The following is a 22311-nucleotide window of genomic DNA, read 5'->3' on the forward strand; positions in this document are numbered from 1 at the left end:
GAGCATCCGTTGCTGTTCCGCGAGTCCGCCGCCGCGGTCGCCGCCGAGTGTCTGTCCGGCTCTCTCTTCATCCGGCTGGCTGAGCAATTCGTCCACGTGCATGGCTACCGCCCCAGCACTTCCGAGGCACGGTCCTGGGAGCGCAGCATCCCCGTGCTGGCCAACGCACTCAACGAAGCCGGTCTCGACCAGGTGGAGATCCTGCTGGAGTACGGATTGCCGCTCAACAGCAAGCGTGCTGACGCAGTACTGGCGGGTGTGCACCCCAAGACCGGAGAACCGTCGTACGTTGTCGTCGAACTCAAACAGTGGAGCAGCGCCGAGCCGGATGACGAGGATCCATCGCTGTGCCACATCGACGCGTACGCCCGGCCCGTGCTCAATCCTGTCGACCAAGTGCGCGCCTACTGCCAGTATCTGGTCTCCTTCAACGGCGCACTGGCCGCGCACCCTCATCGCGTCTCCGGAGCCGCGTATCTGCACAACGCGACCGAGTTCGGGGTCCGTGGGCTGTTCGAGGCCGAGCAGGATGCGTTCGGTCACCTGTTCATCGGTGCGAGGCGCGGCGAGTTCATCGACTACCTGCGTACGAGGTTGGGGACGGACTCCGGAGCCTCCGCAGCCGACGAGTTGCTGGCCGGAAAAGTCGGCCCTTCCCGACAGCTGATGGCCGTGGCTGCACAAGAGGTGCGCGAGCGGGAACAGTTCGTGTTGCTGGACGAGCAGCAGGTCGCGTACCGGACGGTGCTCAACGCTGTGCGCCGGGCAAGGCGGTCCGACCACAAGGAGGTCGTGGTCGTCACCGGTGGTCCGGGCACCGGCAAGAGTGTTATCGCGCTCTCGTTGCTCGGCGAGCTGTACCGCCAAGGAATCACAGCTCTGCACGCAACCGGGTCGAACTCCTTCACCACTACCATGCGCAAGGTCGCCGGGGCCCGGAAGCGCGAAGTGCAGGAGCTCTTCAAGTATTTCAACAGCTTCATGACAGCCGAGCAAAACAGTCTCGACGTGCTGATCTGTGACGAGGCACATCGCATGAGGCAAACCTCGGCAAACCGCTACACCCCGGCAGCAGGCCGTACGGGCAAGGCCCAGATCGAAGAACTCATCGATGCGGCACGAGTGCCGGTCTTCCTGCTCGATGAACACCAGGTTGTACGGCCCGGAGAGATGGGAACCGTTGCAGAGATCAGAGCGGCGGCAGCCGCCAGAGGGCTGCAATGCCGGGTGGTGCCTCTGGACAGTCAGTTCAGGTGCGGAGGCAGCGATGCCTATCTGCGATGGACTGTCCGTCTGTTGGGACTGGAACCGGGAGGCCCCGTGCGGTGGGACCCGGACGACAAGATGCAACTCATTGTCGCGGACAGTCCATGGGAAATGGAGGAGTTTCTCGAGGCCCGCCGAGCCGAGGGTTTCGGGGCACGCATATCGGCGGGCTACTGCTGGAAGTGGTCCAGGAAGGTTCCGCCCGGGCAGCCCCTGCCTGCGGATGTCGTCATCGGGGGCTGGGAACGGCCCTGGAACGTCTTCGGTGAGAGGGCGGTCGCGGGAGCACCTCCGGCCGCGCTCTGGGCAACCGACCCGGCCGGCTTCGGACAGGTTGGATGCGTCTACACCGCTCAAGGATTTGAGTACGACTGGAGCGGTGTGATCCTGGGACCTGATCTGGTATGGCGCGAGGATCGCTGGGTCACTGACCGGACGGCATCCAAGGATCCCATTTTCAAAAAGTCTACGCCTGACGCAGATGTGGACCGCCTTATCCGCAACACGTACAAAGTGCTCCTGACACGTGGCATGGTGGGGACCGTGGTGTATTCAACCGACACCGCTACGCGTGCGAAGCTGCGCCAGTTGGTCAGGGCCGAAGAGGACAGCGCAGTCTCCACGCATCAAACAAGCGCCGCGCGCTACACCCAGCAAGCCTCCTCAGCGCCATAAAACGGACGATGATGCTTCGCGGCTCCCAGTTCGTCCTGGTTTGCAAATCATCGGATGTCAGTGCTCATTGCCTGGTGCTGCCGCCAGCATGCCGTCGGGCAATCTCCCCGCGTAGTTTGCTGATCACAAATCTGATCTCCTGCCGAACACACAGCCGGTGCCAGCACTGCGCTGGTGTCGGGGCGGCCGACGGACTTGCCCGGGAAGGATCAGCGACGCGGGCCGCTCCGGCCTCAAATTCTGTGCGCAAAAACGCTTTTGGGCCGTGGAGATGCGTTGTAGGGGCCGAACTTTCTGAGTTGCCGGCGTACGAGCAGCTGCGCTGTTCCTGTCGCCGGCGCACGCACTCCGCCCCCGGTACGCGCAGGACGCTGTTGGTTGATTCGGGGGCTCGCGTGACGTCGGCCTGCAAGACCTGGTAGTGGCCTTGAAGGCCGGTGTTGTCGTATGGGGCGGGTGCGGGTGTCGATGCACCGAGTGGGCCGAGCGAGATCGCGGCGGAGGTGTACGGGTGGCGCGGGCCACGTTCCCGAAGGGGAGCCTGGCGATCCGAGTCCGGGACGTGTTGGGGCCGTTGTTCTGTGAGGAGGAGTGCGCGGACCTGTTTGCGACGCGAGGGAAACCAGCCTGGTCACCGGGCAGGCTGGCGCCCGTCTCAGTGGTGCAGTTCGTGGAGGGTCTCACCAACCGGCAGGCCTCGGAGGCGGTGCGGGCAAAGATCGACTCCACCGACGTACTGACGGCGGCGCGGGATGTGTGCTGGCTGGAGCGGTGTCGGAGACATTACGGTCGGCGTTGAATGTGCTGGCCCGTGCCTCCCCGGGTCGGGCTGGTCGAGGTTGCTGGGCCGGACTGGTTCCAGCACGACGCGATCCGGGCCGAGAATTTTCGTCTGTCAAGTCCCGTGCCAGATGATTTGGTGTTGCGGATCGGCCAGGACGGGACACGACTGCTGCAGGCTGCCTGGTCCAGGCAGACCCCACAGACGCTGTGGATGCTGCCGCAGGTGGAGAGTCTGCGGGCAGATGTGGGTGCAGAACTTCCGCCATGTCGGGGGTGAGGTGAGGCGGCAGGACGCAAAAGAAAGGTCGTCGGGCATGCCCCGAGCCCACACCCGCCACTTCGCAGCACTTCTCCCCGCCGAGCTCAAGCTCGACGGGGCGAAGTAACACCATTCTCCGAATTAGCCAACAGCGTCCCGCATAGCACCGGGGCTGAGGTCATTCCGTGTACGTTCGGCCGTCAGCCGGTCGCCGCCTCCATGTCCGCCTTGACGGCCGACTCGTCCAGCCCGGCGAGCACGGACTCGGGGTCGCCGCCCTTCATCACCGCCTGGCCCACATCGGTGCGGATCGCACCCCGGACGGCGGGCCAGGACCGCATGTTGACCGGCGCGAACTGCGCCTCCTCCAACTGCTCGACGAACGGCGAGAGCGGCTGTTCGGCGGGCTTCCCGGTCGCCGCGTCGGAGGCGGAGTACGTCACGGGCAGCGCGGACTGGCTGCCGCCGTAGGTCAGGGCGGACTTCCCGCTGTAAAGGAAGGAGAGGAAGGCGCCGCACTCCTTGCGGTGGTCGTTGCGCCGGAACGCCATCAGCCAGTCGCTGATGCCCACCGGAGGAGCGGCCCCGCCGTTCTTCTTGGGGAACGCGGCGTGCGCGTAAGGGAGTTTCGCCTGGTCGGCCGCACCCATCAGCATGGGGTGGGCGATCATCATGCCGATGTCGCCCCGCAGGAACTGGGCGTACGCGTCGGTCCGGTTGAGCTTCGTGGGGTCGGCACCGGCCAGCCCCTCGGCGACCAGTTCGTCCCGCAGCCAGGCCAGGGCCTCGGGGTTCTCCGGCCGCAGGAAGTCGTACTCTCCCAGCTCGTCCGTGTAGCCGCCGCCGGCCGCGAGCATCCAGGACAGGGCCTCGTCCTCGGCCGCCTCGGGGCCGAGCTGGAGCCCGTACGGCGTCTTCACGCCGATCGCCTTCAGCGCCTGGGCGGCCGCCCGCAACTCGTCCCACGACGTGGGGGCACCGCTGACACGGGCCCGCCGGAAGAGCTCCTTGTTGTAGAAGAGCCGGGGCGTGCTGGCCAGGAACGGAATGCCGTAGGCGGCGTTGTCGACCGTGCCCGCCTGGGTGAAGGTCCGGATGAAGTCGGCCTGGGTGACGATGTCGAACAGCTGGGTCATGTTGTAGAGCCGGCCGTCCTCGGCATAGGGCGCGAAGACGTTCGACTGCGCGATGTCGGGCGCGCGGCCCTCCTCGACCCGCTGGGCGAGCACCTTGTCGATCTTGTTGTACGGGACCCGCTCCAGGTCGATCCTGATGCCGTCGTGCTGCTTCTCGAAAGCGGCGACGATGTTGTCCCACTGGTCGCCGAGCGAAGCACCGATGCTCTTGTCGTAACTGGCCACGAGCAGGTGGAGCTTCACGTCCTTGCTCGTCGAGCAGCCGGTGAGCCCGAGCGCGGCCGTGGTGCCGGCGAGGCCGGCCGTCTGAAGAAGGAACTGCCGCCGACGCACCGCTCTTGCCACCTCTTGCTCGTTCAGCACATGCACTTGTGGCAGATTCTGCCACATGGGCACTTACTGCCCACCGCCTGTCCGGCGGGCGAAGTGCCCCCAGGGCATAACCTGATCCGCATGCAAGGTGGCTCATTGACGGAGCGGCGCAAGGCCGCGACCCGACTGGATATCGCCCGCACGGCAGCGGCGCTCTTCGTGGAGCACGGCCTGCGGAGCACGCGCGCCGAGGACATCGCGCGGGCGGCGGGCGTCGCCCCGCGCACCTTCTACCGCTATTTCGCGACCAAGGAGGAGGCCATCACCCCACTGCTCGCCGCCGGCGCCCGGCAGTGGGTGGAGGCGGTGCGGGACGCCCCGGCCGGCCTGTCGGTGCCGGACGCGCTGCGGCACGCGGCGGCGTGCGCGCTGGCCGCGGACCCCGGTGACACGGCGGCCACGGAGTCGCTGGAGTGGGTGCGGTCGCTGCTGAGGATGGCGGCGGACAGCCCGGCGCTCCAGTCGGTCTGGAACGACGCGTGCCACGACGCGGACGTCACCCTGGCAGGGGTGCTCACGGCGCGTGCCGGACTGCCGGACGGGGCGGACTCGCTGGACGTCCGGCTGACGGCCGGGGTCGCGGGTGCGGCGGTGCGGGCAGCGGTGGAGACCTGGGCGGCCGGCGACGCCCCGGCCGCGGGACCGCAGGGACCGGCGGCGCTGGCCGAGCGCTGCCTGACCGCTGCCGAGAGCGCACTGAAGAGCCCCTGACTCCGGTCGGCCCCGGCCCTTCTCTCCCCCCTGCCCCCGTCGCCGCGCATCCGGTCCGCGAAACCCGCCTGGGCTCCGCGAACCGGTCGATCGGCCCCGGGCCGGCTACTTCAGGCCGGTGTCCAGGGCGTTCATCAAAGTGCCCTGTGACGTGTCACCGGACATCTCCCAGATCATCACTCCCAGCAGCCCCTTGGACTTCACGTAGTCGGTCTTCTTGCCGATGGACCAGGCATCGTCGAAGGACCACCACTGACTGCCGGTGTAGCCGTACGTCGACACCGACTGCTCGTCGTGATGGACCGTCATCGTCGGGTACGCGCCGATGAGGTTGGCGTAACCGCGGGTCCCGGCCTCCTCCGCGAACTGGCCGGGTGCGGCGCCGCCCGCCGTCTGCCACTCACCGGCGGCCCCGCCGTCGGCGACGTTCTGCCAGCCCCGGCCGTAGAACGGGATGCCGAGGGTCAGCTTGCGTGGCTCGACCCCCGCGTCGGTGTAGGCCTTGACGGCGGCGTCGGCACTGAAGTGGAAGTCGTAGGGGTCCTGGTCGTCGGTGTGGAGGTTGGCCTGGTGGCCGGTGCGGTTCGGCTCCCAGGAGTTGTCGCTGCCGGAGCCGTGGAAGTCGTAGCCCTGGACGTTCGCCACGTCGAGGGAGTCGAAGACCTTGCCCAGGTCCCAGCCCTCGCCGACCTTCTGCGGGTCGGCGGGGGTGAAGGCGGTGAGCAGGCGGTGTCCGCCGCCGAGGGCGTCCAGTTGCTTGCGGAACTCGGCGAGCAGCAGGGTCAGGTTGTCCTTGTCGTCGGGCGAGTAGTGGTTGCCGGGGTGCCCGGTGCCCGTACCCGGCCATTCCCAGTCGACGTCGAAGCCGTCGAAGATTCCGGCGGCGGTGCCGGGGCCGCCCGCGCCGTTGTACTCGGGCAGGTTGCCCTTGATGTACATGTCGATGCAGGAGGAGACGAACTTCTTGCGGGAGGCGTCGGTGGCCGCCACGTCGGAGAAGTACTTCGAGTACGTCCAGCCGCCGAGCGAGACCACGATCTTCAGGTCCGGGTGGAGTTTCTTGAGCTTCTTCAACTGGTTGAAGTTTCCGCGCAGTTTGCCCCAGCCGTCGTCCGCGACGCCGTCGACGGACTGGGCGGCACCGAACGGCCGTGCGTAGTCGGCGTCGGCGTCGCCCGCACCGGTGCCCTGCTCGGGGTCCTGGGGGTCGGCGGTGGTGCCCTTGGTGACACCGTTCAGACAGGTGAGGTTGGACGGATCGATGTTGGCGAAGGCGTAGTTGACGATGTCGAGCTTGCCGGCGGCCCCCGAGTCGTGGAGGTTCTTGACGAAGTACTGGCGGCCGTAGATGCCCCACTGGACGAAGTAGCCGACCTTGGCGTAGTTGCCCGCGCCGACGATGTCGTCCGTCTTCGCCGTCAGCGCGTTACCGGCGGGGGAGGTGTTGTCCGCCGCGTCACGCGCCTTGACGGTGAAGGTGTACGAGGTCGAGGGAGAGAGTCCGCCGATGGTGGCGGTGGTAGTGGTGCCCGGGACGGTGGTGGCCAGTGCCCCGCCCCGGTAGATGTCGTACGCGGCGACGCGCTGGTTGTCCGTCGCGGCGGTCCAGGCCAGTGTGACGGAGGAGGAGTCGGCCGCCGTGGCGTGCAGCGCGCCCGGTGCGGTGGGCGGGGAGGTGTCGGTGGCCGGGTCGACGGTGGTGACGGCCAGTGGTGCACTCTCGGCGGAGGTGTTGCCCCGGGTGTCCTTGGCCCGGACCGTGAAGGAGTAGGCGGTGGCCGGGGTCAGCCCGGTGACCGTGACGGAGGTCGCCGCGGTGGCCGAGCCCATCACCTTGCCGCCCGCCAGGATGTCGTACGACGCCACCGGGAAGTCGCCCGCCGCGGCCGCCGTCCAGGACAGCGACGCGGTGCGGGCGGTGACATCGGTCCGCTTCAGCCCGCCGGGCGCACCCGGCGGCGCGTCGGCGGAGCCGTCGCACTTGTCACCGTTGATCCGGCACCCGGTCGGTGCGGCGATCGGTCCGGTCGCCACGAACCAGAAGCTGTACGGCTCGCTGGTGCCGTGCGCCGCGACCGTACCGTTGTAGTGGGCGTTGACCGCGGTGACATGAGTGCCCTGGGTGGTGACGGTGCCGTTGTACGAGGTGTCGACGGCGACCCCGGCCGGCAGGTCGAATTCGAGGTTCCACCCGGTCACGGCGGTATCGGTGTCGTTGTGCAGGACGTACGTCCCCTTCCACCACGACCCGTTGTCGGCCGAGGTGAAGGTCGCCGTCAGCTTGCCCGCCGCGTGCGCGGGTGCGGCTTGCAGGGAAGGCAGCGCGAGGAGCAGTGCGAGAACGGCGATGAGGGTGGTCGCCGTTCTCCGTCTGAGTGTCACGTGCTCGTACATGGGATTCTCCCTTGAGGCAGGGACCGGCGAGACGGTCCTGGGGGGAGCGGGATTCCTTCGTTCCATGGAGCACAGGGGAAACTAAATGGTCTGGACCAACCCGTCAAGAGGTTCAGACCATTCCTCAACGGCGGCAGTGGTGCGCGATGGTGGGACCGCCACGGATAGGATCAATCGCGGCAGGCTGGAGCGCAGAGGCGGCGGCCGTCGCGCCCTACGGGACAGCCCTTGGCGCCAGGCCGGAGAACGCCGGTTTCGATCCGGCCGGTCCTGCCACCTTTTCGTGGAGGAGAGACGATGGCGCCGGTCCGTCCCGAGCGGGCGCAGAACATGGGAACCGACGCGGTGACGGCCTTCCTCGACCCGCAGGAAAGGGCGAGCCGACTGCAGGCCCACCGGTACGCGGTGCCCCGGTGGATGATCGAGGCGTCCACCGAACGACGTGCGGCCGGGGATTGGCAGGGGGCCTGCGCGGCGGCCCGGTTCGATGTGGCGTTCGACCTGCCGCAGGTCTCCGCGCAGTACGGTCCGGACGTGGCCGCGGCGCTCCGTGACGATCTCCTCGGTCTGGTACCGGACCTGGTGCGCCAGTACCTGCCGCGGGGAGTGGACGGGCGCTCGACGCTCGTCACCGACCTGACCGTGGTCCTGGCGGGCTACGGCGTCACGGCGGACGTGCCCGGGGCGACGGCTCCGTACCTGTATCTGCGCACGCCCTCGTTGGTCGAGGGACCGCAGCGGATCTCGCTCCGGTTCGGGGCGGTGCGACACGGCTCGACACCCCGTACCCGCTCCCTGGGCGTCCTGGACTGGCATGCCTGCCGGTACCTGTGGGACGCGCGCCGTACCGGCGAACTGCGCGTACGCGCCGGCGGCGGCGACCGGTTGCCGTTCCTCCACGCCGACGGCACACCACGCGGGGCGGACGAACTGCCCGTCGCGGATCCGGGCGCCGGTGACCCGGTGGCCCGCGCCGAGTGGGCGACGCTGCTGTACCGGCGGGGCCGGGTGGCGAAGTCCCTGGCGGCGGTGGGCATCGATTTCGACGCGGCCGCCCCTCAGACGCCGTCGCGGCTCCGGACGACACCGGAGACGATCCTGGCCCGGCTGGGGCTCGATGTACCGGGGCTGGCGGCGGAGGCCGGACGGCTCGCGGACCTGTACCCGGTGACGCTCCTTGAGACCGGCGACAAGTGGCGTGGCTGCGCCCTGCTGGACTTCACGGGCCGGGGCGGCGACAGAAGGCCGCGGATCAGAGTGGTCGAGCGGGAAGCGGTCGGGGACGTGGCCCGCCTGCCCCCGGCGTTCTGGCAGCGGCTGCCGGACCTCGAACTGCTGCGGGCCGGTGATGTGACTCCCGGTCAGTTGCATCCGCTGGTCGCCGAGGCCCTGTTTCCCGGCCTCGACACGACGGCGGGGCCGCCGACGCCGCCCGCGCCGGTACGGGTCAGGTGCCGCGGCGAGTGGCACCAGGTCGCCTTCCGCGACGGGCGGCTCGACTCCCCGCACAGCCCCCAGGAGCGACAGCGCGAGAACGCGCTGCGGGCCTTCGGCGGTGCGGTCACCGGCTGCTTCGCCGTGGAGCACTCTGCCACCTCCGGGATCGGCCGGCTGCCCAAGGCCCTGCGGGCGCAACTCCGGGATCTCTTTCTGCGCGCCCAGCACGGGGACACCCCGGGGGTCCTGGAGCTCCTGGACGCCGGGATGGACCCGCGCGTACGGGACGGCGGACGGCGAACCCTGCTCCATGTGCTGAACCTCCTCGACCACGAGCCCCTGCTCCCCCGGCTCCTGGCGGCCGGTCTCGATCTGGAGGCCGTGGACCACCAGAACCGCACCCCGCTCCGCGTGGCGGTCGCCGAGGGCGGTCCGGCGGAACTCGTGACTGCGCTGATCGGGGCCGGGGCACGGATCGACGTCGTCGACCGGGCGGGACTCTCGCTGGACCAGCTGATCCGCAAGTACCGGCGGACGGACCTGGACTTCCTCAGGGAACGGGTGGAGAACGAGCATCCGGGCCTCGGTGCCGACTGATGGTACGAGTGGGAGAAGAAGAATGCCGCCGAGGAGAACGAAGAGGATGAGGACGGGTGAGCACCATCGCCCCCGGCAGGCCGGGACAGCCCCACGTACCGCCGCGCCCGGCCGACGCGCCGGGACCGCTGGACGCCGCCGACGAGCTGAACCGCAGGCTGCGGACCTCGCGGACCGAAGCCGCCGCCAGCCCTCAACTGGAGGCGCTGGCACTGGCGGTGACGGCCAATCAGCCCGTGCTGCTCTGGGGCGAGCCGGGGATCGGCAAGTCGGCCGGCATGGAGCAGCTCGCCGCCGGCCTCGGCCTCACGCTGGAGACGGTGATCGCCAGTGTGCACGAACCGTCCGACTTCGCCGGGCTGCCGGTCGTCGGTGACGATCCGGCCGTGACCGGGGTCCCGATGGCCCCGCCGGACTGGGCGGTCCGGCTCGCGCGCGCGGGCCGGGGACTGCTGTTCTTCGACGAGCTGTCCTCCGCTCCCCCGGCCGTGCAGGCGGCGCTGCTGCGCGTGGTGCTCGAACGACGGGTGGGCAGCCTGACGTTGCCGGAGTCCGTACGCATCGTGGCGGCGGCGAACCCGCCGTCGAGCGCGGCGGACGGCTGGCACCTCAGCCCACCGCTCGCCAACCGTTTCGTGCACCTCCAGTGGACACACGATCCGCGCACCGTCGCGCGGGGCATGGCCGGTACGTGGCCCGAGGTGGCGGTGCCGGTCGTCGATGCCGCCAGGGTTCCGGGGGCGGCGGCGCGGGCCCGCGGCGCGATCTCCGGATTCCTGACCGCACGGCCGGGCCTCGTCCATCACATTCCGGCCGAGGCGGAGAGCCGGGGCCGGGCCTGGCCGTCCCCGCGGAGCTGGGACATGGCGCTGCGGCTGCTCGCCACCGGGTACGCGACGGGCACCGGGCGGGAGGCGGTGGCCGCCGCGCTGACCGGGGCGGTCGGGGACGGCGCGGGCATCGAGCTGCTGTCCTACCTGGAGAATCTCGACCTGCCCGACCCCGACCGCGTACTGGCGAACCCCGACGCCTTCGCCCTGCCCGGGCGCGGAGACCGGCAGCTGGCCTTCCTCATCGCGGTCGTCGCAGCCGTTCAGGGCGATCTCACCAGGCCTCGCTGGGAAGCGGGCTGGGCGGTGCTGGCGAAGGCCGTCGACGCGGGTGTGCCCGATGTGGCGGCCAGGGCGGCCGTGGATCTGGCGACGATGCGGGACCCCGACTGGCCGGTTCCGGAAGGAATCGACGCCTTCGTGGAACTGCTGCAGCTGTCCGGCGCCCTCCCGCAGAGCGGCTGAGGCGGACAGACCGGTGCCGGAACCGGAAACCGCCCCGGAGCGGCTCCAGTTGGACCTCACCAAGCTGCTCGCCGCCCGCTACCGGGCGGCGACCGACCGGCCCTATCTGGCCTCGGCGCTGTACGCGCTCTCCGTGGTGGCGAGCACCGGGGTGCCGACGATGGGCGTGGACCGGCACTGGCGCTGCTACGTGTCGCCCGCCTTCGTCGAGGGGACACCGGTGGCGGAACTCGCGGCGGTGTGGCTGCACGAGGTGGCGCATCTGCTGCGCGACCATCACGGGCGGGCCGAACGGCTGCCCGCCGCCGACCAGCGCGACCCGCACCGCGTCAATGTCGCCCAGGACTGCGAGATCAACGACGACCTCATCGCCGACGGACTGCCGTTGCCGGCCGGAAGGATGGAGCCGCGGCTCTTCGGCCTGCCGACCGGGCAGCTCTTCGAGACGTATCTCCCCCGTCTACCGCCGGGCCCGCCCCCGCACGACTGCGGTTCGGGCGCCCATGGCCGCCCGGCGCCGTGGGAGCTGGCCGGAACGGACGGGCCGAACCCCGTCGGCCCGGTGGAGGCCGAGGCACTGCGACGCCACGCCGCGGCGGCCATGCGCGCCCACCGGCGCGGCCGGGGCAGCCTCCCGGCGGGCTGGGAGCGCTGGGCGGAACAGATCCTGGAGCCCACGGTGGACTGGCGGCAGGCGCTCGCGGGCGCGGTACGGGAGGCCGCCGCCTGGGCCGCCGGGGCGGTCGACTACACCTACCGCCGGCCGTCCCGCCGCAGCGCGGCGCTCCGGGGCGTGGTGCTGCCCAGCCTGCGCCGGCCGCTGCCCCGGGTCGCCGTCGTCATCGACACCTCGGGTTCGATGGGTGACGAGGATCTCGGCTCGGCGCTCGCGGAGGTCACCGGGGTACTGCGTGAGGTGGGCATCCGGGGCAACCGCGTCACCGTGCTGGCCTGCGACGCCGATGTGCACAGCGTGTCCAGGGTGACGGCCGCCGAGCAGATCACCCTGGGCGGGGGCGGCGGCACCGACATGCGGGTGGGCATCACCGCCGCCCTCACGTCGCGGGACCGCCCGGACATCGTCGTCGTGCTCACCGACGGCTGCACGCCGTGGCCGGACGAGGCACCCTCGTGCCGGCTCGTCGCGGCACTGATCGGCCCGGACGCCCCGCAGCCCCCGAGGTGGGTGGAGACCGTCCGCGTCACCGACCGGGCCCGGCCGTGACGTCATGCCGCCGCCCGCCGGCCCGGGACAGCCCGCAGCGGGCTCAGTCGCCGAGGACGACCGTGCGCTGGGCGGAGAAGTCGCCCCACTTCCCGTCGGGCAGCTTGGCGCGGAGCTTCATCGAGTAGCGGGTGCCGCGCGGGTCCGTGACGGTGAGGCGGTAGTTCGCCCGGCCCTTGGGCGGGGTGGCGCCCCAGACGATCGTGGTGGTCAGGCGGCCCCCGATGAAGAGCTGGTACGCGGGGATCTCGCCGCCCGTCTCCGGCTGCTTCCAGTCCAGGTCGATGGCGTACTCCTTGCCCTGGACGCGGTTGCTGATCCGCAGGTCGGTGGGGGCGGTGCTCGCGGGTGCGCCCGGGGCGGCGGCGGTGGTGAGGTCGATGGCGTTGCTGTCCGGCGAGGAGGTGTCGGCGGCGTCGCGGGCGCGGACGGTGAAGGTGTAGACGGTGCCGGGGCGCAGGCCGGTCAGATGTGCCGTGGTCCGGGTGCCGGGCACGCTGTGGATCCGGGAGTCCTCCTGATAGATGTCGTACGAGGTGACTCCGACATCGTCCGTCGAGCCTCCCCAGGAGAGGTTCACCGCCCGGCTGCCGTCCACCGTTCCGCGCAGCTTCACCGGGCGGGTCGGCGGTTCGTGGTCGGCGGGGGTCGGGGCGGGTGTGGTGGCGCGGGCGGCGGCGCTCGGCGCGGAGAGGTTCCCGGCGGCGTCGCGGGCGCGGACGGTGAAGGTGTAGGCGGTCGACGCGGTCAGCCCGTCCACGTCGGTCATCACCTTGGCGGCCGGGACCGATTCGACCCGCTCGCCCTCGCGGTAGACCTCGTAGCCGGTGACCGCCGTGTCGTCGGAGGCCCGCTCCCACATGACGTGCACGGAGGTGGCGCTGCTCGCCTGCGCCGTCACATGGCCCGGCACCGTCGGCTCGACGGTGTCGGCCCGGGAAGCGGAGTCACAGGCGCTGAGCGCGGCGAGGAGCAGGGCGGCGGAGCAGGCCGACGCGGCGGTTGCGTGGGGGCGTTGCACGGTCATGCCTTCCGTCCGGAAGCAATGGTCCAGACCTGTATCGCATGGCGCGGGGGTCTGCGACAAGAGGGTGGAGCGGAAGCTTCCGCAATGTGGCGATGTGTACGGGCGGCCTGCGCGCGTCGGTCGTCCGGCGGCCGGCCCCCGATGTGGCGTACGGTCTGATCATGTTGTGCATACGGGGGGTTGTGCTGCCCGAACGCGAGGAACGCACGTTCTGGATCGACGGCGAGGTGCTCCGCGCGGGCCCTCCGCCCGGCGGGCTCGCCGGGCGGGACGCGGAGACGGTCGTCGACGGCGGCTGGCTGCTGCCCGGTCTCGTCGATGTGCATACGCATCCGGGTGCGCTGGAACCGGGCTCGCCGTTCGACGAGGATTTGCTGCGCAGGCAGTTGGGCGAGCACCGGGACGCCGGAGTGCTCGCGGTGCGCACCCCCGGCACCTCGCAGCGGATGCCCGCATGGGTGGCGAAGGACCCGGAGCTGCCTCATGTGACGTCGGCGGGACGGTGGCTGGCCACACCCGGACGGTTCTTCCCCGGCTTCGGACGCGATGTGAGCGAGGACGAGTTGGCGCGGGCGGCCGTGGAGGAGGCGGCGGCTTCGGGCGGGTGGTGCAAGGTCATCGGTGACTGGGCCGCCGACGAACCGGCCATGCCACTGCCGCTGTTGAGGTCGGTGGTGGCGCTGGTGCACGCGGCGGGCGGCAGGGTGGCCGTGCACTGCCAGACCGCCGAGGGCACCCGCAACGCCGTACTGGCGGGCGCCGACAGCCTGGAGCACGGGATGCATCTCGACCCCGCCCTGCTGGACCGGATGGCCGCGCAGAGAACGGCGTTCGTGCCGACGCTGAGCGTGTTCGGTGCGAAGGAGGACGCGATGCGGGCACGGGAGCCGAGCGCGCGCCGTGATCTGTGGCTGGCCGGCTGGGACACCATGCTCGACAATGTGCGCGCGGCCCACGAAGCGGGGGTGACGGTGCTGGCCGGGACGGACTCCTTCCCGTGCGGAACGGTCGCGGGCGAGATGGAATGGCTGGTACGGGCGGGCCTCCCCGCCCACGCCGCACTCGGCGCCGCGTCCTGGACGGCGCGGGCCTGGCTCGGGCTGCCGGGCCTGGTGGACGGCGCACCCGCCGATGTCGTCGCGTACGCCACCGATCCGACGCTCGACCCCGGTGCGCTGAACCATCCGAGCCGGATCGTGCTCCGCGGACGCGTCGTGCGATGAGTTCCGGGCGACGGAGGAGTCAGCACTGTATGGACACGCACACGAAGACGACTCCCACGATCGACCTGGAGCCCGCCGCGCGGCAGATCGTCGCCCTGCTCGACGGCATCGACGATCAGCAGCTGGACGGCCCGACCCCCTGCCCGGACCATGCCGTGCGCGAGCTGCTCGCCCATGTGGCCGGGCTGAGCACGGCGTTCCGCGACGCGGCGCGAAAGGACTTCGGCCCGACGACCGACACCCCTCCGGACGCGGGCCTTCCGGTCCTCGGTGACGACTGGCGCGAGACGCTGCCGCCACTGCTGGACGAGCTGGTGACGGCCTGGCGCGATCCTGCCGCCCGGCAGGGGATGACCAGGGCGGGCAGCGTGGATCTGCCGGGCGAGGTGGCGCTGCTGGTGGCGCTGGACGAGCTGGTGATCCATGGCTGGGACCTCGCCCGGTCGACCGGCCAGAACTACGAGGGGGACGAGGCGAGCCTTCGCGTCTCACTGGCCATGCTGACCCCCAGCGACGACAACCCCCGGCCGGAAAGCATCTTCGGCCCGCCCGTCCCGGTCCCGGCCGACGCGCCCCTCGTCGACCGGACCATCGCGATGAGCGGCCGCCGCCCGGACTGGAAGCCCGGCGACTGAGCGGTACGCGGGAGGAGGGCGCCGCTCGGCGGTTCGGGCGGCGTGGCCCGCGCGGGTCCGGTCACCGACAACACCCGCAGGCGGCGCCCGGTTGCCCCGGAGTCCTGTTCCCCGCTCCCGCCCCGGTGCTCCTGCCCCGGGCGCCGGTCCTCAGCTGGTGAAGAACTCCGTGATCTGGTGGGCGACCTGGTCGGGGTGGACCTCGTGCACCCGGTGGCCGCCCCCGATCGTGATCAGCCGGCAGTCCGGGATCAGCGAGGCCATCTCCTGGAGGCGCCCCTGGGGCATGGTGGACTCCGGACCGCCCGCGATCATCAGCGTCGGCGCGACGATCTCGCCGAGGCCGACCGCCCACTCGGGGTCGGGGTCGGCCACCTCGGCCCGGATGGGAGCGACGACGGCCCGGTCGCAGTCCACCGGCCCCTCCGGCTCGGCGGCCGGCTTCAGCCCGCTCGGGAACGGCGGCGGAGTCTCCACCAGTACCAGCCGCTCCACGCGGTCCGCGTGCTCCTGGGCGAGCAGATGGGCGACGACACCGCCCATGGAGTGGCCGACCAGGCCGACCCGGTCGAGCTCGCACTCGTCCAGGAAGCCGAGGACGTCGTCCCGCATCAGCTCCAAGGAGTACTCGTCCGGCCAGTCGCTCTCGCCGTGGCCGCGCAGGTCGAGTGCGTACACCCGCCATTCCTCGCCGAGCAGGGCGGCGGCCGCCTCCCAGCTCGCGGCGGAGCCGCCGAGGCCGTGCAGCAGGACCACGGGCGAGCCGAAGGGGTCGCCCCAGGTCCGGTACGCGAGCCGTACGTCGCCGACATCCACTACAGACTGATCTTCCATACCCATGACGCTACAGGCGCACGGGCGCGGATCGTTCCGCCGCCTCCGCGGTCGCCGCCACCGGCGGGCGCGTGGCGGGCGTGCGGCGGAGGTTTCCGGATCCGGTGCCGCTCAAACCCGTGATCGACGGGCGCGGGAAGCGTCCGCCCCGATGCCTGCGCACGCCGGTGCGCAGGCCGTATGACCTGCGCCTTCATTCCTGCCCGAAGATCGGACCCGACCCGTGACCGGCCGGTCGGCGGCTCCGTTGGGCTGATCGACGGCTCGCGCCGACGTGGGCCGGAGTACGGAGGAGAGAACCACATGACGAAGAAGTTGATGCTGGCCGCGATGGCGCTGACCGCCGGCCTCGGGCTGGCCGTGAGCCCCGCCGCCCAGGCCGCGCCGAGCTCCAACGCCGTGCAGGCCGTGAAGGCACCGGCCGCGGTCTGCACCGTCAACGACAACGGGGTGAACTTCCGCGGCGGGCCGGGCAGCGAGTACCCGGTCCTGGGCCAGGTGAACCGGGGCCAGAACCTCGACGCCCGCGGCAAGCAGGGCGACTGGGTCATGGGTAACCTGTGGGGCGGCCCGACGGGCGTCTGGATCCACGTGGCCTACCTCGACTGCTGAGGCCGCCGCGCCACCTCGGTCCAACCGCCGACCTGCACCTCGGCCCCGCATCGCGCCTCCGGCGCGGTGCGGGGCCTCCCGCGTTCCGGGAGAACTTCTCAACTCCCCGGCGCCGAAGGGGTGTACGACCACCCCGCACCCTGATAGGAAAGCTTCCTAACAGACCGTCGGAACGAAGAGCTCCCCTTGGAGGACTGGTGCACGCTCCCCCTAAGCGCGCCGCACGTCTCAACACCCGCTCCGTGCGTATCACGGTCATCGCGGTCGGACTGGCCCTCACGGCCATTCCCGTCGCCGCCTACGCCGGTGCCCCTTCGCACCAGGCTGCCGGCAAGCCGACGGCAGCGGCCCCCAGGGCCGTCGCCGCGACCGGGCTGGACGATCCGGCGAAGAAGGAGATCGCCATGAAACTGGTCTCCAGCGCCGAGAACTCCTCGCTCGACTGGAAGTCCCAGTACAAGTACATCGAGGACATCGACGACGACCGCGGCTACACCGCGGGCATCATCGGCTTCTGCTCCGGCACCGGCGACATGCTCGACCTCGTCGAGCTGTACACCGAGCGCAAGCCCGGCAACGTACTGGCGAAGTACCTCCCCGCGCTGCGGAAGGTCAACGGCACCCCCTCGCACAGCGGTCTCGACCCGAACTTCACCAAGGACTGGGTGAAGGCCGCCGCCGACCCGGCGTTCCAGCAGGCGCAGAACGACGAGCGGGACCGGGTGTACTTCAAGCCGGCCGTCAAGCAGGGCAAGGCCGACGGCATCGGCACGCTGGGCCAGTTCGCGTACTACGACGCCATCGTCATGCACGGCGACGGCGGCGACAGCACCAGCTTCGGCTCCATCCGCAAGCGGGCCCTCTCGAAGGCGAAGCCGCCGTCCCAGGGCGGCGACGAGGTCACGTACCTGGGCGCCTTCCTCGACGCCCGCGTCTGGGCGATGAAGCAGGAGGAGGCCCACGAGGACACCAGCCGGGTGGACACCGCCCAGCGGGTCTTCCTGAAGAAGGGCAACCTGAACCTGGACCCGCCGCTCGACTGGAAGGTGTACGGCGACAGCTTCCACATCGGCTGACCCGAGTGATGGAACGCCGAGGCCGGTCCCGCCGCGTCGCGCTGCGGCTCATGCGGGACCGGCCGTCCGGGTCGCCCGGCGTGAAGCGGCCTCCGTATCACGGACGGCCGCCGCTTCACACGCGCGTGGTCAGTGCAGTGCCGGGGCGGAGCCGGCGCGGGTGGACGCGATCTCGTCGCCCGGTTCCATCGGTGCCGTCACGACGTCCGCGTCGCGGCCGCCGCCGATGTGGTTGAACAGGAGATTCAGGATCACGGCCGCCACACAGCCGGTCGAGATTCCCGAGTCCAGGATGATCTTCGCGGTCTCCGGGAACGAGTGGTAGAACTCCGGAGCGGCGATCGGGATGAGGCCGACGGCCAGGGACACGGCCACGATCAGGACGTTGTTGTCCTTCTCCAGGTTGGCCTTGACCAGGGTCTGGATGCCGCTCGCCGCGACCGAACCGAAGAGCACCACGCCCGCGCCACCGAGGACGGGCCGCGGCACGACCGCGATCAGCGAGGCCGCCATCGGGCACAGCCCCATGAGGACGAGGAAGCCACCGCCCGTTGCGACGACGTACCGGCTGCGGATCTTCGTCATCGCGACGAGGCCGATGTTCTGGGCGAACGCGCTGCACATGAAGCCGTTGAAGATCGGGCTGATCGCCGAGCCGAGCGTGTCGGCGCGCAGGCCGGCCGCGATGGTCTTCTCGTCGGCCGGGCGCTCCACGATCTCACCGAGTGCCAGCATGTCGGCCGTGGACTCGGTCATCGAGACGACCATGACGACGCACAGCGAGACGATCGCCGCGGCGGCGAACTGCGGGGCGCCGAAGTGGAACGGCGTGGGGAAGCCGATGATCGCCGCGTCGCCGATCGGACTGAAGTCCGTGACGCCGAACGGGATCGCTATGAGGGTGCCGATGATCAGGCCGAGGAGTACGGCGATCTGCTTCACGAAGCCGGTGGTGAAGCGCCGCAGCAGGAGAACGACGACGAGGGTGATGCCCGCGAGGGCGAGGTAGGTCGTCGAGCCGTAGTCCTTCGCCGCCGGGTTGGGCCCCTGGGCCCAGCCGAAGGCGACCGGCATCAGCGAGACGCCGATGAGGGTGATGACCGTGCCGGTCACGACGGGCGGGAAGAAGCGCACCAGCTTGCTGAAGAAGGGCGCTGCTATGAACCCGAGGACGCCGGCCACTATCACCGCCCCGAAAATGACGGGGAGCGCGTCCTTCTTGTCGTCGGTCGAGTTGACGACCGCGATCATCGGGGCGACGCCGGCGAAGGTGACGCCGTTGACGAACGGCAGCCGGGCGCCGATCTTCCAGATGCCGAGCGTCTGGAGGAAGGTGGCGAGGCCCGCGGTGAAGAGACAGGCACCGGTCAGGAAGGTGAGTTCCTTGGACGACAGGCCCACGGCCGCGCCCACGATCAGCGGCGGCGCGACGACGCCGGCGTACATGGCGGCGACGTGCTGGAGGCCGGTGGTCGCCATCTTCAGCGGCGGCAGCTTCTCGTCGACCGGATGCTTGCCTGACGGGTTTTCGGTCCGCCCCTCGGTTTCCTCGTCGGGGGTGGTGCCTTGCTTGGTGAACCTGGGCTTGGTGGCCACTGCGGCTCCTCCGGTTGTTTTCCAGTGCCTGGGCGGCACTCGCTTCAGGGAGGTGGTGCGTCGTGCAAGGACTTGCCAGTATTCGGTTGTGGTTACTGCGCCCAGGTAGTGCTGACCGCCCCGAGACCGTGATGCTTTGGGCCACGGCTCGGGGCGGCACTTGAGCAGCCCGCTCGGCTGCTCAAGTCCGGTCGGGGGCCGTCCCCCCCGACCGGAGTTCATTGGGTGGGGGTGGCCGCCTTATCTCCGCGGCGTCGCGGAGATAAGGCGGCCACCTCCTAGCCCCCGGCGGCGATCCGCGCGAGGCGCTGCGCCTCCTGACGCGCATCGCGGGCGATGGCGTCCTCGTCGGCGTGCAACAGCCGTCCGTCCTCGACGACCGGCTTTCCGCCCACAAGGGAGAGCGTGACCGGGGCCGCCGCGCCGAAGACGATGGCGGTCACCGGGTCGGCGATCGAGGAGTGCCCGATGCCGTCGATCTTCCAGAGGACCAGGTCGGCGAGCTTGCCGGGTTCCAGGGAGCCGATCTCGGCGGCGCGCCCCAGGACCCTGGCCCCGCCGGCGGTGCCGAGCCTGAGCGCCTGGCGGGCGTTCAGGGCGGCCTCGCGGTGGGCGCCGAGCCGGTTGATGAGCAGCGCGTTGCGCAGCTCGGTGTGCAGTTCGCCGGACTCGTTGGACGCCGTGCCGTCCACGCCGAGGCCGACGGGTACGCCGGCCCTCAGCATGTCCGGGACGCGGGCGATGCCCGCGGCGAGGCGTGCGTTGGACGACGGACAGTGCGCGACACCCGTGCCCGTACGGGCGAAGGCGGCGATGTCGGAGTCGTTCATGTGGACGCAGTGCGCCATCCACACGTCCTCGCCGAGCCAGCCGGTCGACTCGAAGTAGTCGGTCGGGCCCATGCCGAACAGCTCGTGGCAGAACTTCTCCTCCTCGACCGTCTCGCTGCCGTGGGTGTGCAGCCTGACTCCGAGGCGGCGCGCCAGCTCGGCGCCCTGCTTCATGAGTTCGGTGGAGACGGAGAAGGGGGAGCAGGGCGCGACGGCCACCTGGGTCATCGCCCCGAAGGAGGCGTCGTGGTGCGTGCGGACGGTCTCCTCGGTGGCGGCGAGCGCGCCGTCGAGGGTCTCGACCGCGAAGTCCGGCGGCAGGCCGCCGTCCTTGACGCTGCGGTCCATGGACCCGCGGGCGAGGGTGAACCGTACGCCCATGTCACGGGCGGCTCCGATGATGGCGCCGGACAGGTCGCCGGAGCCCTTCGGGTACACGTAGTGGTGGTCCATGGCGGTGGTGACGCCGCCTCGGGCCATCATCGCGAGCGAGCCCTGTGCCGCGACGCGGGCCATCTGTTCGTCGATGCGCGCCCAGGTCGGATACAGCGCGACCAGCCAGTCGAACAGGTTGTGGTCGGTGGCGAGGCCGCGGGTGATCCACTGGTAGAAGTGGTGGTGCGTGTTGATCAGGCCGGGGGTGACCAGGTGCCCGGTGCCGTCGATGCGGCGTACGACGTCGGCCAGGTTCTCGGGGGCCCGGCCGGCGCCGACGGACTCGATGCGGTCGCCCGCGACGACGACATGGCCCGAGGCGTACTCGGTGTCGTCGGCGTCGACGGTCGCGATCGAACAGTTCTCGATGACGATGCGTTCCACATGGTCAGGGGCTGCCGATGCTGCCATGGTGCTTCCTTCTCTTTCCGGCGGTGTGGGCACGGCAGGACCCTAGGAGGATTTGAGTGCCACGGCCGTGCGGCCGTGGGTGCCGAGATGGTGGAAGAACAGGTTGAGCAGGACCGCGACGAGTGCTCCGGCGCTGATGCCGGAGCCCAGTACGGTCTGCGCCCAGGACGGGAATCCGGCGTAGAACTCGGGCGCGGCGAGCGGGATGATGCCCGCGCCGAGCGCCACGGCGACCAGGATGATGTTGGAGCTGTCGTCGAGTCCGGCCTCGGAGAGGGTACGGATGCCGCTCACCGCGATCGAGCCGAACAGGACGATGCCGGCGCCGCCGAGGACCGGCATCGGCACCGTGGAGACCACCGCGCCGAGCACCGGGAACACACCGAGGACCAGGAGCGCGCCTCCCGCGGCGGCGACGACGTAGCGGCTGCGCACCTTGGTCAGGGAGACGACGCCGACGTTCTGGGCGAAGGCGGAGGTGGGGAAGCCGCCGAAGACGGGGCCGAGGAGGGTGGCGATGCCGTCGGTGCGCAAACCCCGGGTGATGGTCCTGCCGTCGGTCTCGCGGTCGCAGATCTCGCCGATGGCGAGCATTCCGGCGCTGGACTCCGTCATCAGGACGAGCGTCACCAGGCAGAGCGAGATGATCGCGGCGGGCTGGAACTCGGGCGCGCCGAACGCGAAGGGCGTCGGCAGCGCGGCGACCGGGGCGGAGCGGAGCGCTCCGAAGTCCGCCATGCCGAACGGGATCGCGGCCACGGTTCCGATCAACAGACCGAGAAGCAGGGCCACTTGCTTGACGAAGCCGCGGCCGAAGCGCTGGATGAGCAGGATGACCACGAGCGTGAAGGCGGCGAGTGCCAGGTACTTCATGTCGCCGAAGTCGGCGGCGGTCTTGTCGCCGCCCTGCGCCCAGGCGACCGGCACCGGCATCAGGGTCACCCCGATGAGCGTGATGACGACGCCTGTGACCAGCGGCGGGAAGAAGCGCAGAAGCTTGCCGAAGAAGGGTCCGATGGCGAGACAGAAGACGCCGGCGACCATCACCGCACCGTAGATGGCGGGGAGCTGGTCCCCCTTGGCGTTGGTCTCGGCGATGGCGAGCATCGGCGCGATTCCGGCCGAGGAGGCGGCGTTGACGAAGGGCAGCCGGTTGCCGACGAAGCCCTTGACGCCGAGGGTCTGCAGGAGGGTGGCCACACCTGCGATGAGCAGGCTCGCGGCGATGAGCCGGGTCTGGCCCGCGGTGTCGAGGCGGACGGCCTGGCCGATGATGAGCGGGGGCGTGACCACTCCCGCGTACATGGCGGCGATGTGCTGGAGCGCGGCGGGCACGAGCCGCGAGGGGTGGAGCTTCTGGTCGACCGGGTGGACCTCGGGTCCTTCCGGCCGGGTGGAACACGGGCCTTCTGCCGGCCCTTTTGCAGGCGTTGCCATGGCTAGCTGTTCCCTCCGGTGTGGCGCATCCCCGCCGACCGCGGC

At 70.6% G+C, this 22311-nt stretch carries 16 protein-coding genes and 1 pseudogene; 10 read left to right on the forward strand and 7 right to left on the reverse strand.

All coding sequences use genetic code 11. The features are described 5' to 3' along the window. Positions 1 to 9 precede the first annotated feature (9 nt). Together OG842_RS07685 and OG842_RS07690 are read left to right on the forward strand one after the other, a co-directional pair. Entirely contained in the window at positions 10 to 1941 is a 1932-nt protein-coding gene (locus OG842_RS07685; protein ID WP_328512139.1) for a DUF2075 domain-containing protein, read from the forward strand. A 440-nt stretch (positions 1942 to 2381) separates the two neighbouring features. After that, positions 2382 to 2911, forward strand: a pseudogene (locus OG842_RS07690) (IS5/IS1182 family transposase); the annotation flags it as partial. Between the two features lie 272 nt (positions 2912 to 3183). Here OG842_RS07690 and OG842_RS07695 read toward each other — a convergent pair. After that, on the reverse strand, positions 3184 to 4452 hold the full coding sequence (locus tag OG842_RS07695; protein WP_266728703.1) for an ABC transporter substrate-binding protein: 1269 nt from the start codon (positions 4450 to 4452) through the stop codon (positions 3184 to 3186). Positions 4453 to 4572: 120 nt separating this feature from the next. Between OG842_RS07695 and OG842_RS07700 the strand changes: the two genes are divergently transcribed. Next, entirely contained in the window at positions 4573 to 5202 is a 630-nt protein-coding gene (locus OG842_RS07700; RefSeq protein WP_266728705.1) for a TetR/AcrR family transcriptional regulator, read from the forward strand. A 105-nt stretch (positions 5203 to 5307) separates the two neighbouring features. Here OG842_RS07700 and OG842_RS07705 read toward each other — a convergent pair whose 3' ends face one another. Beyond that, a complete protein-coding gene (locus OG842_RS07705) occupies positions 5308 to 7596 on the reverse strand; it encodes a glycosyl hydrolase family 18 protein (RefSeq protein WP_266728707.1) in 2289 nt (762 codons plus the stop codon). 297 nt (positions 7597 to 7893) lie between these two features. Here OG842_RS07705 and OG842_RS07710 point away from each other — a divergent pair, with 297 nt between their 5' ends. From OG842_RS07710 to OG842_RS07720, 3 genes are read left to right on the forward strand one after another with little or no spacing between them, the layout of a single operon-like run. Beyond that, positions 7894 to 9630, forward strand: coding sequence for an ankyrin repeat domain-containing protein (locus OG842_RS07710; protein WP_266728708.1), 1737 nt, complete (start codon positions 7894 to 7896; stop codon positions 9628 to 9630). Positions 9631 to 9686: 56 nt separating this feature from the next. Further along, on the forward strand, positions 9687 to 10925 hold the full coding sequence (locus OG842_RS07715; RefSeq protein ID WP_401875980.1) for a sigma 54-interacting transcriptional regulator: 1239 nt from the start codon (positions 9687 to 9689) through the stop codon (positions 10923 to 10925). Between the two features lie 13 nt (positions 10926 to 10938). Next, positions 10939 to 12150, forward strand: a complete 1212-nt coding sequence (locus OG842_RS07720) for a vWA domain-containing protein (RefSeq protein WP_266728709.1) — start codon at positions 10939 to 10941, stop codon at positions 12148 to 12150. A 43-nt stretch (positions 12151 to 12193) separates the two neighbouring features. Here OG842_RS07720 and OG842_RS07725 read toward each other — a convergent pair whose 3' ends face one another. Continuing rightward, positions 12194 to 13177 (reverse strand): fibronectin type III domain-containing protein, encoded by a 984-nt coding sequence (locus OG842_RS07725; protein ID WP_266728710.1) that lies wholly within the window; start codon positions 13175 to 13177, stop codon positions 12194 to 12196. 161 nt (positions 13178 to 13338) lie between these two features. On the opposite strand from OG842_RS07725, the gene OG842_RS07730 reads away from it, so the two are divergent. Then, positions 13339 to 14400: an amidohydrolase family protein gene (locus tag OG842_RS07730; protein ID WP_266728712.1), complete on the forward strand. Its 1062-nt coding sequence runs from the start codon at positions 13339 to 13341 to the stop codon at positions 14398 to 14400. Between the two features lie 29 nt (positions 14401 to 14429). Continuing rightward, positions 14430 to 15035 carry a TIGR03086 family metal-binding protein gene (locus tag OG842_RS07735; RefSeq protein WP_266728713.1) on the forward strand — a complete coding sequence of 202 codons (606 nt, stop codon included), beginning with the start codon at positions 14430 to 14432 and terminating at the stop codon, positions 15033 to 15035. A 150-nt stretch (positions 15036 to 15185) separates the two neighbouring features. On the opposite strand, the gene OG842_RS07740 is transcribed toward OG842_RS07735, so the two are convergent. Then, entirely contained in the window at positions 15186 to 15869 is a 684-nt protein-coding gene (locus tag OG842_RS07740; RefSeq protein ID WP_266728714.1) for an alpha/beta fold hydrolase, read from the reverse strand. A gap of 303 nt (positions 15870 to 16172) precedes the next feature. Between OG842_RS07740 and OG842_RS07745 the strand changes: the two genes are divergently transcribed. Together OG842_RS07745 and OG842_RS07750 are read left to right on the forward strand one after the other, a co-directional pair. Continuing rightward, the gene (locus tag OG842_RS07745) at positions 16173 to 16481 is read left to right on the forward strand and encodes an SH3 domain-containing protein (RefSeq protein ID WP_266728716.1); all 309 of its coding nucleotides are present in this window, start codon (positions 16173 to 16175) and stop codon (positions 16479 to 16481) included. A 197-nt stretch (positions 16482 to 16678) separates the two neighbouring features. Continuing rightward, positions 16679 to 17557, forward strand: coding sequence for a chitosanase (locus OG842_RS07750; protein WP_266728718.1), 879 nt, complete (start codon positions 16679 to 16681; stop codon positions 17555 to 17557). Between the two features lie 129 nt (positions 17558 to 17686). Here the strand turns inward: OG842_RS07750 and OG842_RS07755 are convergent, their stop codons facing one another. From OG842_RS07755 to OG842_RS07765, 3 genes are all read right to left on the reverse strand, one after another. Continuing rightward, positions 17687 to 19036, reverse strand: coding sequence for a nucleobase:cation symporter-2 family protein (locus OG842_RS07755; RefSeq protein ID WP_266733471.1), 1350 nt, complete (start codon positions 19034 to 19036; stop codon positions 17687 to 17689). 395 nt (positions 19037 to 19431) lie between these two features. Continuing rightward, entirely contained in the window at positions 19432 to 20829 is a 1398-nt protein-coding gene (locus tag OG842_RS07760; RefSeq protein ID WP_266728720.1) for an 8-oxoguanine deaminase, read from the reverse strand. A gap of 42 nt (positions 20830 to 20871) precedes the next feature. Then, positions 20872 to 22266 (reverse strand): nucleobase:cation symporter-2 family protein, encoded by a 1395-nt coding sequence (locus OG842_RS07765; protein ID WP_266728722.1) that lies wholly within the window; start codon positions 22264 to 22266, stop codon positions 20872 to 20874. Between the last annotated feature and the right edge of the window lie 45 nt (positions 22267 to 22311).

Origin of the sequence: Streptomyces sp. NBC_00376 (assembly GCF_036077095.1) — a bacterium.
GTDB lineage: Bacteria > Actinomycetota > Actinomycetes > Streptomycetales > Streptomycetaceae > Streptomyces.